Raw genomic sequence first — 14,370 nt, forward strand, 5'->3', positions numbered from 1 at the left:
CACATGGCTACCCTGCACACCCAGATCAACCCGCGCTCGGCGGAATTCGCCGCCAACAGCGCGGCCATGCTCGAACAGGTCCAGGCCCTGCGCGGCCTGCTTGCCCAGGTCAGTCAGGGCGGCGGGCCGAAGGCTCAGGAGCGGCATACCTCGCGGGGCAAGCTGCTGCCTCGCGAGCGTATCGACCGCCTGCTCGACCCGGGCTCGGCGTTCCTCGAGATCGGCCAGCTGGCCGCCCATGAGGTGTACGGCGAAGACGTGCCGGCCGCCGGCGTGATCGCCGGCATCGGCCGCGTCGAAGGCGTGGAATGCATGATCGTGGCCAACGACGCCACGGTCAAAGGCGGCTCCTACTACCCGCTGACCGTGAAGAAACACCTGCGCGCCCAGACCATCGCCCTGCAGAACCGTCTGCCATGCATCTACCTGGTGGACTCCGGCGGCGCCAACCTGCCTCGTCAGGACGAGGTGTTCCCCGACCGTGAGCACTTCGGGCGGATCTTCTTCAACCAGGCCAACATGAGTGCCCTGGGCATCCCGCAGATTGCCGTGGTGATGGGCTCGTGCACCGCCGGTGGCGCCTATGTGCCGGCCATGGCCGACGAAGCGATCATGGTGCGCCAGCAGGCGACCATCTTCCTCGCAGGCCCCCCCCTGGTAAAGGCCGCAACCGGTGAAGTGGTCAGCGCCGAGGACCTCGGCGGCGCCGACGTGCATTGCCGCACCAGCGGCGTGGCCGACCACTATGCCGACAACGACGAGCACGCCCTGGCCATCGCCCGACGCAGTGTCGCCAACCTCAACTGGCACAAGCAGGGCAAGCTGCAATGCCAGGAGCCGATTGCACCGTTGTATGGCGCAGAAGAGCTGTACGGCGTGGTTCCGGCCGACGCCAAGCAACCGTTCGATGTGCGCGAGGTGATCGCCCGCCTGGTCGATGGCTCGGTCTTCGATGAGTTCAAGGCGCTGTTCGGCACCACCCTGGTGTGCGGCTTCGCCCACTTGCACGGCTACCCGGTGGCAATCCTGGCCAACAACGGCATCCTCTTTGCCGAGGCTGCACAGAAAGGCGCGCACTTCATCGAACTGGCCTGCCAACGCGGTATCCCGCTGCTGTTCCTGCAGAACATCACCGGTTTCATGGTCGGCAAGAAGTACGAGGAAGGCGGCATCGCCAAGCACGGCGCCAAACTGGTGACCGCGGTGGCCTGCGCCCAGGTGCCGAAGTTCACGGTGATCATCGGCGGCAGCTTCGGCGCCGGCAACTATGGCATGTGCGGCCGCGCCTACGAACCGCGCTTCCTGTGGATGTGGCCTAACGCGCGTATCGGCGTGATGGGCGCCGAGCAGGCCGCTGGCGTGCTGGCCCAGGTCAAGCGCGAGCAGAGCGAGCGCAGCGGCGAGGTTTTCAGCAGCGAAGACGAGAGGAAGCTCAAGCAGCCGATCCTCGACCAGTACGAACGCCAGGGCCACCCCTACTACTCCAGCGCCCGGCTGTGGGACGACGGTGTCATCGACCCGGCGCAGACCCGCGACGTGCTCGGCCTGGCGTTGTCCGCCGCGCTGAACGCCCCGATCGAACAAAGCCGCTTCGGCATTTTCCGGATGTGACCCATGAGCGAATTCGCCACCCTTGAACTGGTCAAGGACCCTCGCGGCTTCGCCACCCTGTGGCTGAGCCGGGAAGACAAGAACAACGCCTTCAACGCGCAGATGATCCGCGAGCTGATCGTCGCCATCGACCAACTGGGCGAGGACGCCAGCCTGCGCTTCGTGGTGCTGCGCGGCCGTGGCCGGCACTTCAGCGCCGGTGCGGACCTTGCCTGGATGCAGCAGTCGGCGCAGCTGGACTTCAACACCAACCTGGACGACGCCCATGAGCTGGGCGAGCTGATGTACGCCCTGCATCGGCTCAAGGCGCCGACCCTGGCCGTGGTCCAGGGCGCGGCCTTTGGCGGCGCGCTGGGGCTGATCAGTTGCTGCGACATGGCCATCGGTGCCGAAGACGCGCAGCTGTGCCTGTCGGAGGTGCGCATCGGCCTGGCGCCGGCGGTGATCAGCCCGTTCGTGGTCAAGGCCATCGGCGAGCGCGCCGCCCGCCGCTACGCCCTCACCGCCGAGCGTTTCAGCGGCGTGCGCGCCCGCGACCTCGGCCTGCTGGCCGAGGTGTACCCGGCCGCCGAACTGGACGCCCAGGTCGAGGCCTGGGTCGATAACCTGCTGCACAACAGCCCGCAGGCGCTGCGCGCCACCAAGGACCTGTTGCGCGAAGTGGATGACGGCGAGCTGAGCCCGGCCCTGCGCCGCTACTGCGAGAACACCATCGCCCGCATCCGCGTCAGCGCCGAAGGCCAGGAGGGCCTGCGCGCCTTCCTGGAAAAACGCCGCCCTGCCTGGCAAGACAACAAGGAACCGCGCCCATGAGCCGACCCACGCTGACCACCCTGCTGGTCGCCAACCGCGGCGAGATCGCCTGCCGGGTGATGCGCACCGCCAAGGCCATGGGCCTGACCACCGTGGCCGTGCACAGCGCCACCGACCGCGACGCGCGCCACAGCCGCGAGGCTGATATCCGCGTCGACCTCGGTGGCAGCAAGGCCGCCGACAGCTACCTGGTGATCGACAAGTTGCTCGCCGCGGCCAAGGCCAGCGGCGCCCAGGCGATCCACCCGGGCTATGGCTTTCTGTCCGAAAACGCCGGTTTCGCCCGCGCCATCGAACAGGCCGGGCTGATCTTCCTTGGCCCACCGGCCAGCGCCATCGACGCCATGGGCAGCAAGTCGGCGGCCAAGGCGCTGATGGAAGCCGCCGGGGTGCCGCTGGTGCCGGGCTACCACGGTGAGGCCCAGGATCTGGAAACCTTCCGCGCCGCCGCCGAGCGCATCGGCTACCCGGTGCTGCTCAAGGCCAGCGCCGGCGGTGGCGGCAAGGGCATGAAGGTGGTCGAGGAGGAAAGCCAGCTGGCCGACGCCCTGGCCTCGGCGCAACGTGAAGCGCAGTCGTCGTTCGGCGATGCGCGGATGCTGGTCGAGAAGTACGTGCTCAAGCCACGCCATGTGGAGATCCAGGTGTTCGCCGACCAGCACGGCCACTGCCTGTACCTCAACGAGCGTGACTGCTCGATCCAGCGCCGCCACCAGAAAGTGGTCGAGGAAGCCCCGGCGCCGGGCCTGTCCCCCGAGCTGCGCAAGGCCATGGGCGAGGCTGCGGTACGCGCCGCCCAGGCCATCGGCTATGTGGGCGCCGGTACCGTGGAGTTCCTGCTCGATGCCCGCGGCGAGTTCTTCTTCATGGAGATGAACACTCGCCTGCAGGTGGAGCATCCGGTCACCGAGGCCATCACCGGGCTCGACCTGGTGGCCTGGCAGATCCGCGTGGCCTGCGGTGAGCCGCTGCCTTTGACTCAAGAGCAGGTGCCGCTGATCGGCCATGCCATCGAGGTGCGGCTGTACGCGGAGGATCCGGCCAACGAATTCCTCCCGGCCACCGGCACCCTGGCGCTGTACCGCGAGTCGGCGCCGGGCGAAGGCCGTCGGGTGGACAGCGGTGTCAGCGAGGGCGATGTGGTATCGCCGTTCTACGACCCGATGCTGGGCAAGCTGATTGCCTGGGGGCAGGACCGCGAGCAAGCGCGCCTGCGACTGCTGGCGATGCTCGATGAGTTCGCCATTGGCGGGCTGAAGACCAACATTGCCTTCCTGCGCCGCATCCTGGCGCACCCGGCGTTTGCCGAGGCGGAGCTGGACACTGGCTTCATCCCGCGTCACCAGGATGTGCTGCTACCCCCGCCACAGGCGCTACCGGCGCAGTTCTGGGAGGCCGCCGCCGAAGCCTGGCTGCAAGGTGAGCCAGCGCAACTGCGCCAGGACGACCCCGCCTCGCCCTGGACCTTGCGCGATGGCCTGCGCCTGGGGCTGCCGGCACGCAGCAGCCTGCACCTGCAATGCGACGGAAATGAGCAGGCGGTGACGCTGGAGCGTAGTGCGCCTTCGACTTATCGCCTGAAGGGGGAGCAGCTGTGCCATGAGCAGGACGGCTTGCGCCGTCGTTACCTGGCGGTTCGCCGGGGCGGCACGCTGTACGTACAGTGGCAGGGCGAATTGCACGCCGTCAGTGCCCATGACCCGATCGCTGCGGCGGAAGCCAGCCACAGCCACCAGGGCGGCCTGGGCGCGCCCATGAACGGTAGCATCGTGCGGGTGCTGGTCGAGCCGGGACAAGTGGTCGAGGCCGGCACTGCGCTGGTGGTGCTCGAGGCGATGAAGATGGAGCACAGCATTCGGGCGCCCCATGATGGGACGGTAAAGGCGCTGTTCTGCCAGGAGGGGGATATGGTCAGCGAGGGGACAGTGTTGGTCGAGCTGGAGGAGGCGTAACGGCGGCAATGTGTTCGCCGAAAGGGTTGTTTCGCCTATGAGATCGAGCGCCGCGCGGGCGGCGCTCGATCTAGAGAGCGCTGCAAGCCCCCCGCCTGGCACCTCGCAGCCCTAACACGGTCTGCGCGGGCACCTAAAGCACCCCGTGCATCCGCACCACAACGCCAATGAACTCGCACCCTTCCTCGCACACTAGCGTTGGATAGGCATTGTTGAGCGCCTTCAGATACCGCTGCCCACCCTCCTCGGTCAGCTGCCGAAAGATCGCGGACTTGCCAGGCAGCCGGGCAATCACCAGACGCCCCGGCTCGACGGCCACGCCGTCATCGACCAGGATTCGAACCCCTTCGGGCACGCTCCTGCCGCTGGCCGCGCTCATGGTGTCGTTCTCGACCCTCAGCCAGAACGCCTTGCCTTGGGCCAGGTAGTCGGTCTGTTCGAAGACATCGGATGCCTCCTCCTGCTCCTGACCCAACGCGGCCCACTCACGCAGCGGATAGCGGAAACACACGAAGTATTTCGCCTGCCCGTCGTCATCGTCCTCTTCCTCGAGGCCGTAACGCGCCGGCTCCTCACCCACCTGCCCCAACACACGCAGCTGCATGCTGACCTGGTAATGCGGCATGCCCAGCTCGATGAACGTACGGTTCATCGAGTCGACCCGAGGCTGACGGCGCTTCTTCAGCCAATGGCCGATGCTGCCTTGGGAAACCCCAACGCGCTCGGCAAGCTGCTCCTGGGAGATATCGAGCTCCTCGATCCGTTCCCGAACCAGGGCTATCCATTTGTCCATATTCATCGCAGGCACGATACGGACTGACTCCTTGCGTTCAATACACATCAAGTAGTATTTGCCCAAACACATTTAAATACTTTAGGTATTAGAATCGAGCTTCACCTTTCACCTACTGGTATTCGCAGGTAATCAGGATGAACATCTCGAAAGAAACGGAAACAGATCTCGACGAAGAAGCTGCTCGCCGCGCCCTCGATTTCTACCTCAACCCCACGCCCACGCCCCGCGACCTGGAACGTTCGCTGTGGACCCTGCGCGAAGGCGTCAGCAACGCGCAGGCCAGCGAACACGCCATGGCCCTGCTGCGATGCGCTGCAGCCACGGCACAGGAAACCGGCAACCATTTGCAGGGCACGACGCGGGAAGTGGTGTTTGCGCTGATGCACATGATCAACATGGCCCGCGCCCTGCTGGAGCAGTGCCACGCCACGGAAAAGGCAACGATCTGAAGGGAGAACGTGATAGCCGACGAACGGCAAAAGCCCCGATTGCCGGGGACGAGGAGTGCGTCAGGAAGAATTTTTTAGTCAATCGCTGAAAAATCATTTGACTGGCAAATGATAACGATTATTATTGCACTCAGCAGGTCGCGAGACCCGCTGGATAACCTGCAACGTCCTCAGGTCGGACGCTCAGATTATCTCCTCATCAGGCTAATCACGGTTTTTGACCCGGCTTTTTGCCGGGTCATTTTTTTTTGGCTCTTCAGGCTAATGAAGATCGTTTAATGGCAGCGATGATAGCAAAAGTGTGTCAGCACGTGAATGCTCATTACAAATCTTTGCGGAATCAGCACTTGAGAATCAATCTCGTTTAGCCTAAGCTGGCTCTGCATCAAGGAAGATGCCCCCACCCCTTTCCTTATGAGCAAGGAGCTGTCCATGACCCGCCTGCTGCTGCCCCTCGAGCACGATCCGCGCCCTGCCGAACTGCACGCTGAAGACGCGCTACTGCATGCACTAAAGCGCTTGCCGCGCCGGGTCCAGCAAGTTTTCCTGCTCAACCGCCTCGACCAACAGGGCTTTGCCGCCATCGCCGAGCGCCTGGACCTGCCACTGATCAGCATCGAGCGCCACATGAACCAGGCCCTGCAAACCGCCCGCGCCCCCGGCGACGCGCTGGCCAGCATCGCCGGCCAATGGTACGTGCGCCTGCAAAGCCCGCAGGTGACCGCCAGCGAACGCATCGACTTCCGCCGCTGGCTGGATGCCGACCCCGACCACCTGCGCGCCTTCCACGAAACCGAACTGCGCTGGCGCAGCCTGCTCGCCCCGGCGCGGCAATTGGGCCATGACGGCTGGTACCGGCAAGGGCGCGCGGCGCTGTCGCTGGGTGGCTGCTCGATTGCCGTCGGGCTTGGTGTTGCTGCGCTTGTGGCGCTGGGGCTGCTGACCTGATTCGCAGGGGCGGACTCATCCACGACTGCGTCAATTAACCTGCGCACCCGCACCACCAGGCGGTGTAGAGTACGGTCACAACAACGCCAACAGGAGGCTGGCAATGACCGTGACGCTCTCCCCGCTGCACATCGACTGCGATTTCGACTCCGGCAACATCCTGGTCCTGGACGCCAGCGACCCTGCCCACGTCCACCTGAACATCCGCAAGGACAGTCACAGCGACCACTTCCAGTGGTTCCATTTCAAGGCCAGCGGCCTGACTCCGGGCCAGGTCCATCGCTTCAGCCTGGACAACGCCCACCAGTCCTCCTACAAGAACGCCTGGACCGGCTACCACGCCGTGGCCTCGTACGACCAGCAGACCTGGTTCCGCGTGCCCAGCCAGTTTGACGGCAAGGCCCTGAGCTTCGACGTCAAGGCCGAACAGCCACAAGCCTGGTTCGCCTACTTCGAGCCCTACCCCCGTGCACGCCACAACCAGTTGATCGAACGCGCCAAGCAGATCCCCGGCGTCGAACTGCTGGCCAGCGGGCGCAGCGTGCAGGGTCGGGATATTCCGCTGCTGCGCGCAGGCAACGGCGCGGCCGGCAAGCGCAAGCTGTGGATCATCGCCCAGCAGCATCCGGGCGAGCACATGGCCGAATGGTTCATGGAAGGTGTGATCGACGCCCTCGAGGCCAATGGCCCGGTCATCCAGCAACTGCTGGCCAAGGCCGACCTGTACCTGATCCCGAACATGAACCCGGACGGTGCCTTCCTCGGACACCTGCGCACCAACTTCAAGGGCAAGGACCTCAACCGCGCCTGGCAGGACGCCAGCGTCGAGCTGAGCCCCGAGGTGTTCTTTGCCCAGAGCCAGATGAAGCTGCATGGCGTGGACGCCTTCATCGATGCCCATGGCGACGAAGAGATCCCCCATGTGTTCACCGCGGCCTGCGAGGGCAACCCCGGCTACACGCCGCGCATCGCCAAGCTGGAGGAGCAGTTCCGCGGCACCCTGTGCAGCCTGACCCCGGACTTCCAGACGAAGTACGGTTACACCCGCGATGAGCCAGGCCAAGCCAACATGACCCTGGCCTGCAATGCCGTGGGCCAGGCCCATGACTGCCTGTCGCTGACCCTGGAGATGCCGTTCAAGGACCACGACGATGCGCCGAACCCGCGCACCGGCTGGTCGGGTGAGCGCTCCAAGGCGCTGGCCGGGGCGGTGCTTGAGACGTTGCTGAAGATGGTCGGCGATCTGCGCTGAGCTACGCCAGCACTCAGAACTGCACATCCAGAATCACGCTGTCGGTATAGGTCGCCGCCGGCGGCGTGGCCTGGTCGGTGTACACCTTGGCGTTGTAGTTGAACACCTGGCTGCCCGTGCCGGTCCCCGCCCCCGGATTCACTTCGGCATCGCTGCTCGAACGCCGCGCCGCGCCCACCGAGCCCCAGCGCACCGCGCCGGCGCTCTTGAAGATGTCATAGGCCAGGTAGTTACTGGCACTGGACTTCATTCGCCGCCGCCCGCCCGCACCATTCTGCCCGTCATCCAGCCCCACCGTGTAGTTGCTGCCCTTGGTGCACGACACGCTCAAGCTCTGGTTCACCGTGCCGAACCCGGCCACCACCGGGGCGCTGGCGAAACTGATGTTGGGCGTGGTGATCTGGCAGTCGTTGCTTACCGTCAGGCTGACATTCAGGGTATTGCTACCACTGCCAATATCGCGCCCCAGGCAGATACTGCCGATGCCGATACCCGAGCAGTAGTTCCAGCTCCAGGCGACGGTCAGCGTTTCCTGGTACAGGCCGGCGGCGACGTTGCTGCCGATCTGTGTACGCAGATAGATCGGTACTGCCTTGGGCGTCGTGCCATTGAGGAGGCCGAGCAGGTCGATGATGCCATTGCGGGCAAAGTCGAAGGCAACGCCCCGGGTGATCGGGTAGTTGACGCTGTTGTCGGCGTACAGGGTGTAGTTGATCACATCGCCGGTCGGGCCGACCAGGCCACCGGAGGCGGGCGTGATGGTTGCGTAGAAGTGGTCATTGCTGGACAGCAGGCTGAGCAGCGAGCCGGTGCACTGCAAGCCGGAATTGGTGGTAGAGGCAGTCTGCACGGTGGTACGTACCAGCGTCGAGTTGACGGTGCCGAACGCTGCTGGCGTGGTGGCCACCGATGAGCACAGTGCCCAGGCCGGGCATGGCGCCAGCAACAGGCCAAACAGCAGGCCGTGCCGTTGAACATTCACTGGCACACCAGCGGACCGATCAACGGGATCGGCCCCTCCCCTTCAGGCAGGTCGAACGCCACCTGGCACTGCCCACCGTCGGCCTTGTCCACCTGCAGGCGATTGTGCGGCGCCAGGTTTTCCAGGTAGACCAGCCCGTCCCAGCCCACCACCGCCTCGAGGCCGCTTTCCTGGTGGCGTACACGGCTGCCCAGCTTGAGCTCCTGTTGATTGCCGTCGACCAACACCAGGCTCGCCGCCATCACACGCTTGAGCGGGAACTCCAGCAGGTAGCCACTGCCACGGCGCACCGCCACTCGCTGTTCCACCTGCGGCGCCAGCACATCGGCGGGCAGGTCCATGGGGTCGATCTCGTATTTGCCGCGGTAATAGCCGCTGCTGTAGGGCACCAGCAAGTGGCCATTGCGGTCAGTGCGGCCGATCTGCTGGTTCTCGTAGCGCACCGGCACGTCGGCGTAGCCGCTGGTGCTGACCACCACAAAGGCGTCGTCGATGCGGTTGGCGGCGAACAGCCCCGCATCCATCAGCACCAGCGAACCGCTGGCGTCGGCCCAGCGGGTCATTTCGCCGCTGCTGCCGTAGGCACCCACCTGCAACTGCACCGACTGCAGGCGCCAGGTCAGGTCGGCCTGGCGGTAGTCGTCGCGGTTGCCGCCAGTGGCATAGCCCAGGTTGTAGCCCAGCCCACCACCCACCGGCACCGCCTGGCTGTAGTTGACCCGCTGCAGGTCCTGGCCGTCCTTGCCGCGCTCGGCGCTGAAGGCCAGCGTGCCGTGCAGGTCGAAGGGGATCACCAGTTGCGCCTGCACCGCCCACTGGCTGTCACCGACCTCACGGTTGGCCGACAGGTACAGGCTGCTGTTGCGCCACAGCGGCTTGCTCCAGCTGAGGTTGATCAGCCGCGTGCGCGTGCCGTCACCAGCGCGCACATCGAAGTAGCCGGCGCCGAGGCTGCCGTAACTGTCCAGGTTCAGGCTCAGGGTCGCCTGCTCGCTGCGCTGGCTCAGGCGCGTGTAGGGGCTGTCGACCCGCGACAGGTCGGCGTAGTCGCCATGGCGCTGCACGCGCTGGTAGTTGAAGCCGATGCGCCGGCTGTTGTACTGGTAGCCCAGCGCCAGCTGCTGGCCTGTATCGCCTTCGAAGCGGCTCTGGGTCACGGCCGCATTGAGCACGCCGAAGGTACCCAGGCGCAGGTTGCCACCCAGGCCACCGAGCATCAGCGACTCGGCGCTCTCGGCATGGGTTTCCACTGTGAAGTAATCGGACAACCCGTGGCGCAGGGTCGCCGAGGCCACACCCGGGCCATAGGCGAAATCGCGCACGGCGTAGTCGCGACGCAGGCTGCCGGCAGCCACCGAGAAGTCCGACAGGCCTTTGGCCAACAGGCTGCTGGTGACATAGAACGGCAAGGTGGTCGACACCTGCCGGCCCAGGGCATCGGTGGTGACCACCACCGCTTCGCCGGCGCCGTTGATGAACGGCACGTTGGTCAGGGTGTAAGGGCCAGGCTGCAACTCGGTACTGCTGCTCTTGTAGCCGTTGATGAACAGGTCCAGCGAGGTCGGCACAGCGGCTTCGCCGGCAAAGGCAGGCAGTGGATAGGTGACCAAGTCGGGACGGGCGCCGAAGTCGCGGGACAGTTGCAGGCCACCCACGCGCACCGAGGTGGTCCAGGGCAGCGCGCCGGTCACCAGGTCGCCAGCCTCATAGGTGAGCAGGCGCTGCTCGTCGGTGTAGCGGAAGGTGCTGTCGTAGCGCAGGAAGCCCTGCCGGCCCTGGGCCTGGGCGCCATTGAACGACTGGCGCCATTGCCCGGTGGTGGAAAAGGTGCCCCAGTCGTCGAACAGGCGCAGCTCGTTCCAGGCGGCCAGGTAGCTGCCGCCCTCATCGGTGTCGTTGAGGTAGGCGTCGTAGTTGAGCAAGGCACCGAAGCTGCTGCGGGCGTCGCTGGCGGGGTAGAGGTTGCGATCACCGACCTGCTGGTCGGGCAGCCAGGCTGGCGGCACCTGCAGCAGCAGGCGCTGGTTCTGGCTGTCATAGTCGCTGTGCAGGCCGGGGATATCGTCCAGGGCCACCTCGCCCTGAGGCTCGCCCGGCAGCCTGACGCCCGCCTCGCGCAGCACCTCGCTGGCCAGGTACAGCCGCCCGGCGCGCTGCTGGACCGGCACCAGCTCAGCCTTTGCCACCTGATTCACCAGCAGGTCGAGGTACAGCGTGGCGTCGGCGATGGCGGCATGTTCCGAGGGCGGCGGCGGCAGCTCGTCGGCCACGCCCAGGCCGGGCCCCAGCACCGCCAGGCCCAGCCACAACCGGTGCGTTGCCACCCGCACCCAGCTCACACACGATTTCCAACCATTACCGGGTCCTCCCTGGCCCCTGTGATCCGTTCAAGCGTGGGTCATTGCCCCTGTTTGATGGCCTGCGCCACCTCCTGGCCGTTGACCCGCCCTTTCAGCACGCTGGCGGCACCCGGCGTGGCCGGTGCCGGCCAGCGCATGCTGGCGCCGGGCAACACATAGCCGAGCAGCCCTTCGACCAATGGCCTGTCCTGGCCAGCCTGCTGCAGCACCACGTCGGTCAGGCGCGCATGCACAGGCCCCGTGTTGCGCAGCTCGACATAGGGCTTGCCCTGCACCGTGACCGCGCGCCAGCTCAGCTGCGGCTTGCCCACGCCTTCGGCGCTGCGCTTGCCCTCCGGGTCGGGCTTGCCCCACAGCCCTTCGCCGTAGACGAACAGCGGCACCGAATAACGCATCTGCAGGCGGATCGCCGCCTTCGGCCCTTCGCTGGCGGCATCAGCCGGCAACGGCGAGGGGATTTCGTCGATGATGATGCGGTACGCCTGCTCCTGGCCCGCGGGCGAACTGCCCGTGCGGGTCAGGCGGATCAGTTGCTTCTGGCCCGCCGGGATATTGGCCACCGGCGGGCTGCCGATTATCTCGCGCTGGGCCTGGAACTGCTCCTGGTACTCGCCCTGGCGCCAGGCGAACACCCGCACCTGCAGGCTGGCCGGCGCCGTGCCACGGTTTTCCAGCCACAGCGCACCGGCCTTCTGGTCGGCCTCCAGCACCGGGTCGATCGGCCAGATCAACACCGAAGTGGCCGCGAAAGCCGGTGCACTGGCCAACAGCAGCAGCCCGATGATCCCACGCGCCCAGTTAACGCCTGCCCCCATGCCCCTCTCCTTCTCTGTTATCCGCAGTAGCCTTTCACCAGGTCACCGTCACTTGCACGACATCGGTGTAGGTCCCTGCCGGCAAGGTGCCGGTCAGGGTGGTACGGCCATAGACCGGCAGTTTGATTGCGGTCGGGTCGCTGTAGCTCACCGCCACGCTGCTGCCGATACCCAGGCTCTGGCTGAAACCGGCATCGCGGTATAGCTGGTAGGCCAGCAATTGCGTACCGCCCGAACGCTTGAGGTTGCGCGTGCCGCTGGCGCTGTTCTGGCCGCCGTCCAGGCTCATGCTCAGGGCCACGCCGGGGGTGCACTGAAACGTCACCGTGCTGCCGCCCAGCGAAGTGCTCAGGGTGGCCGTGGACAGTGCCGAGCTGGTGCCGTAGTCGAGCACGCCATAGGCCGTCACGCCGCCGACGACCAGGCAGCCGGCGACGATCTGTGCCGTCACCTGGAAGGTGCTGGTGGTGACCGCGTGGGCGCCCTGGGTCAATGTCAGGCACAAGCCGACCGCCAGTAGCCGCGCAGTGCCTGGCATGGCTCAGAAACTCAGCTCGACCGCCACCGTGTCGGTGTACACCCCGGCCGGCAGGCCGGCTTTACCCCGGGCCTGGCCATACAGGTTGACGGTCTGCGCCACGCCGGTACTGGTCGGCAGGGTGATGGTGCCGTCGATCGCCAACAGCTGGGTGTGCCCGGCGTCGGTGTAGAAGTCGTAGGGCACGAAATTACCCGCGCCATCGGCCAAGGCCCGGGTCCCGCCGGCGGACTGCGAGTCATGGGCGCCGGCACGTACCTTGATCGTCGGCACCGTGCCTGCCGAGCAGAGAATGCTCATGGCCCCGCCACCACCGCCGAGCACTTGGCCATTGGCGGTGGTGAACAGTGAATCCTGGGTGCCGAAGTTGAGGCTGCCGAAATTCAGCCCGGAAGTGCCACCGCTGCCGTTGACCTGGCAGGCAGCGGTCAGGGTCAGGGTCGAGCTGATGGTGCCGGTTACGGTGGCGGCCTGGGCCTGGGCAGCCAGGGCGAGGCCAAGGCTGGCGAGGATGCAGCGGGTGAGGTGCTTGGGCATCAGAATCTCCTTGCGTGTTACCAGTCCAGGGTCACCCTGAGGGTGTCGCGATACAGCCCAGCGGGCAGCGCGCGCGGTTGCGCGACCACCACGCCGTAGATGGGCACGGGCACTTGCTGGGTACTGCTGATGGTGAAGGTACGGGCCTGGCCGATGCCGTAGCGGCTGTTGCCGCCCGGGTCGATGGCCAGCTGGTAGGGAATGAGTTCGCGGCCGTTGCTCAGGCGGCGCACGCCGTCGCTGCCGTTCTGCCCGGCATTGATGCGCACGCTGAACGCGCGTACCTGGGGCGAACAGCTGATCTGCAGGCTGCCCTCGCCGCCGGCCTCGTCAACCCGGCTGGTCAGGGGTTGGTCCCAGGTCGGCCCCCGCGCACCGAAGTCCATCAACCCCGGGTTGCCCAGGGTGGCCGGTTGCGGGTCGCTGCTGATCTGGCAGGCGGCGCTGATCACCAGGCGCGCCTGGATGAAACCGGTGGTGGTGCCGTGGGCCGCGCCACTGGGCAGCAGCAGCGGGCCAAGGGTGAGCAGCAGGATCGAACCACGGTGCAGCGCGTCCATTAGCATGAAGCCTCCCTACCAGGTGACCGTGACTTTGAGCAGATCGGCATACAGGCCAGCGCGGGGCACCCAGGCCAGCTTGTCGATGCGTGCGTAGAGGGGAAGCTCCACCGAGCCGCTGTCCGGCACCCGCGCCGATTGCGCAACGTCCACCGCTAGCGGCTGGCGCCAGGTGGCGTCGCGGTACAGCCGGTAGGGAATCGTTCGAGCTTGGGCGTCATGGCTTGCCAGATAGCGCAGCTCGCCGACACCGCCGTGCTGGCCGCCATCCACACGCACCTGGTAGGGGGTATCGGGGTTGCACTCCAGGCGCGGCGGGCGCCGGGCCAGCAGCACGCCACTCAACGGCGCATCGGGGCCATCCAGGCGCGCCGCGCTGCCCAGGTCGATGCGCCCCTGCGCCTGCGGGCCGGCATCGCGTTGCTGGTTGACCAGCATGCACCCGCGCTGCACGCGTACCTGCACTTCGACGAGAAAATCCGCTGCCATGGCGTTGCCACTCAACCACAGGCCCAACAGCATGGCCAGCCAGCGCTCAGTCACCGGTCGATCCTTGTGCGTATAGATTGAGCTTGAGCGTAGCAGCGCGATTGGATCCCAGCCGGGCCAGGCCTATCCCTCTTTGGCATTAATGAAAAGGCCAGGGCTGGCAAAATGCCTGGCGATTGCCGCATTCCGGGCTGCTGGGCACAGGTCGCGCACAACCGCGCTACCGGGAAAATTCAGACGCAGCAATGAAACCCTGGCGCCCGCCACC

The 14,370-nt window shown here is 66.1% G+C and carries 14 protein-coding genes; 6 read left to right on the forward strand and 8 right to left on the reverse strand.

Annotation, left to right across the window (positions count from 1 at the left end; genetic code table 11):
• Positions 1-3 precede the first annotated feature (3 nt).
• Genes BMY03_RS05765 through BMY03_RS05775 form a run of 3 tightly spaced genes read left to right on the forward strand, consistent with a single transcriptional unit; the run spans position 4 to position 4,376 of the window.
• Entirely contained in the window at positions 4-1,611 is a 1,608-nt protein-coding gene (locus BMY03_RS05765) for a carboxyl transferase domain-containing protein (protein ID WP_094010508.1), read from the forward strand.
• Between the two features lie 3 nt (positions 1,612-1,614).
• A complete protein-coding gene (locus BMY03_RS05770) occupies positions 1,615-2,424 on the forward strand; it encodes a gamma-carboxygeranoyl-CoA hydratase (RefSeq protein ID WP_094010509.1) in 810 nt (269 codons plus the stop codon).
• A complete protein-coding gene (locus BMY03_RS05775) occupies positions 2,421-4,376 on the forward strand; it encodes an acetyl/propionyl/methylcrotonyl-CoA carboxylase subunit alpha (protein ID WP_094010510.1) in 1,956 nt (651 codons plus the stop codon). Before BMY03_RS05770 ends, BMY03_RS05775 begins: the two co-directional genes overlap by 4 nt.
• A gap of 133 nt (positions 4,377-4,509) precedes the next feature.
• Here BMY03_RS05775 and BMY03_RS05780 read toward each other — a convergent pair whose 3' ends face one another.
• Positions 4,510-5,217, reverse strand: a complete 708-nt coding sequence (locus BMY03_RS05780) for a S24 family peptidase (RefSeq protein WP_031316878.1) — start codon at positions 5,215-5,217, stop codon at positions 4,510-4,512.
• A gap of 89 nt (positions 5,218-5,306) precedes the next feature.
• Between BMY03_RS05780 and BMY03_RS05785 the strand changes: the two genes are divergently transcribed.
• The 3 genes from BMY03_RS05785 to BMY03_RS05795 all read left to right on the forward strand — a co-directional run bounded on the left by BMY03_RS05785 (position 5,307) and on the right by BMY03_RS05795 (position 7,821).
• Positions 5,307-5,621, forward strand: coding sequence for a DUF6124 family protein (locus BMY03_RS05785; protein ID WP_023632873.1), 315 nt, complete (start codon positions 5,307-5,309; stop codon positions 5,619-5,621).
• A gap of 432 nt (positions 5,622-6,053) precedes the next feature.
• Positions 6,054-6,569, forward strand: coding sequence for a DUF4880 domain-containing protein (locus BMY03_RS05790; RefSeq protein ID WP_094010749.1), 516 nt, complete (start codon positions 6,054-6,056; stop codon positions 6,567-6,569).
• A 103-nt stretch (positions 6,570-6,672) separates the two neighbouring features.
• Positions 6,673-7,821: a M14 family metallopeptidase gene (locus BMY03_RS05795; protein ID WP_023632070.1), complete on the forward strand. Its 1,149-nt coding sequence runs from the start codon at positions 6,673-6,675 to the stop codon at positions 7,819-7,821.
• Between the two features lie 13 nt (positions 7,822-7,834).
• Here BMY03_RS05795 and BMY03_RS05800 read toward each other — a convergent pair whose 3' ends face one another.
• The 7 genes from BMY03_RS05800 to BMY03_RS05830 form a co-directional block, all read right to left on the reverse strand.
• Positions 7,835-8,803 (reverse strand): Csu type fimbrial protein, encoded by a 969-nt coding sequence (locus tag BMY03_RS05800; RefSeq protein WP_094010511.1) that lies wholly within the window; start codon positions 8,801-8,803, stop codon positions 7,835-7,837.
• Positions 8,800-11,133: a fimbria/pilus outer membrane usher protein gene (locus BMY03_RS05805; protein ID WP_177182893.1), complete on the reverse strand. Its 2,334-nt coding sequence runs from the start codon at positions 11,131-11,133 to the stop codon at positions 8,800-8,802. The genes BMY03_RS05800 and BMY03_RS05805 overlap by 4 nt, the downstream gene beginning before the upstream one ends.
• Positions 11,134-11,201: 68 nt before the next feature.
• Positions 11,202-11,978: a fimbrial biogenesis chaperone gene (locus tag BMY03_RS05810; RefSeq protein WP_038705773.1), complete on the reverse strand. Its 777-nt coding sequence runs from the start codon at positions 11,976-11,978 to the stop codon at positions 11,202-11,204.
• Between the two features lie 34 nt (positions 11,979-12,012).
• A complete protein-coding gene (locus BMY03_RS05815; RefSeq protein ID WP_023632358.1) occupies positions 12,013-12,516 on the reverse strand; it encodes a Csu type fimbrial protein in 504 nt (167 codons plus the stop codon).
• Positions 12,517-12,519: 3 nt separating this feature from the next.
• Positions 12,520-13,053: a Csu type fimbrial protein gene (locus BMY03_RS05820; protein ID WP_023632357.1), complete on the reverse strand. Its 534-nt coding sequence runs from the start codon at positions 13,051-13,053 to the stop codon at positions 12,520-12,522.
• A 17-nt stretch (positions 13,054-13,070) separates the two neighbouring features.
• Positions 13,071-13,604 carry a Csu type fimbrial protein gene (locus tag BMY03_RS05825; protein WP_038707477.1) on the reverse strand — a complete coding sequence of 178 codons (534 nt, stop codon included), beginning with the start codon at positions 13,602-13,604 and terminating at the stop codon, positions 13,071-13,073.
• Positions 13,605-13,628: 24 nt separating this feature from the next.
• Positions 13,629-14,156 (reverse strand): Csu type fimbrial protein, encoded by a 528-nt coding sequence (locus BMY03_RS05830; protein WP_094010513.1) that lies wholly within the window; start codon positions 14,154-14,156, stop codon positions 13,629-13,631.
• Positions 14,157-14,370 lie beyond the last annotated feature (214 nt).

This window comes from Pseudomonas soli (assembly GCF_900110655.1).
Lineage (GTDB): Bacteria > Pseudomonadota > Gammaproteobacteria > Pseudomonadales > Pseudomonadaceae > Aquipseudomonas > Aquipseudomonas soli.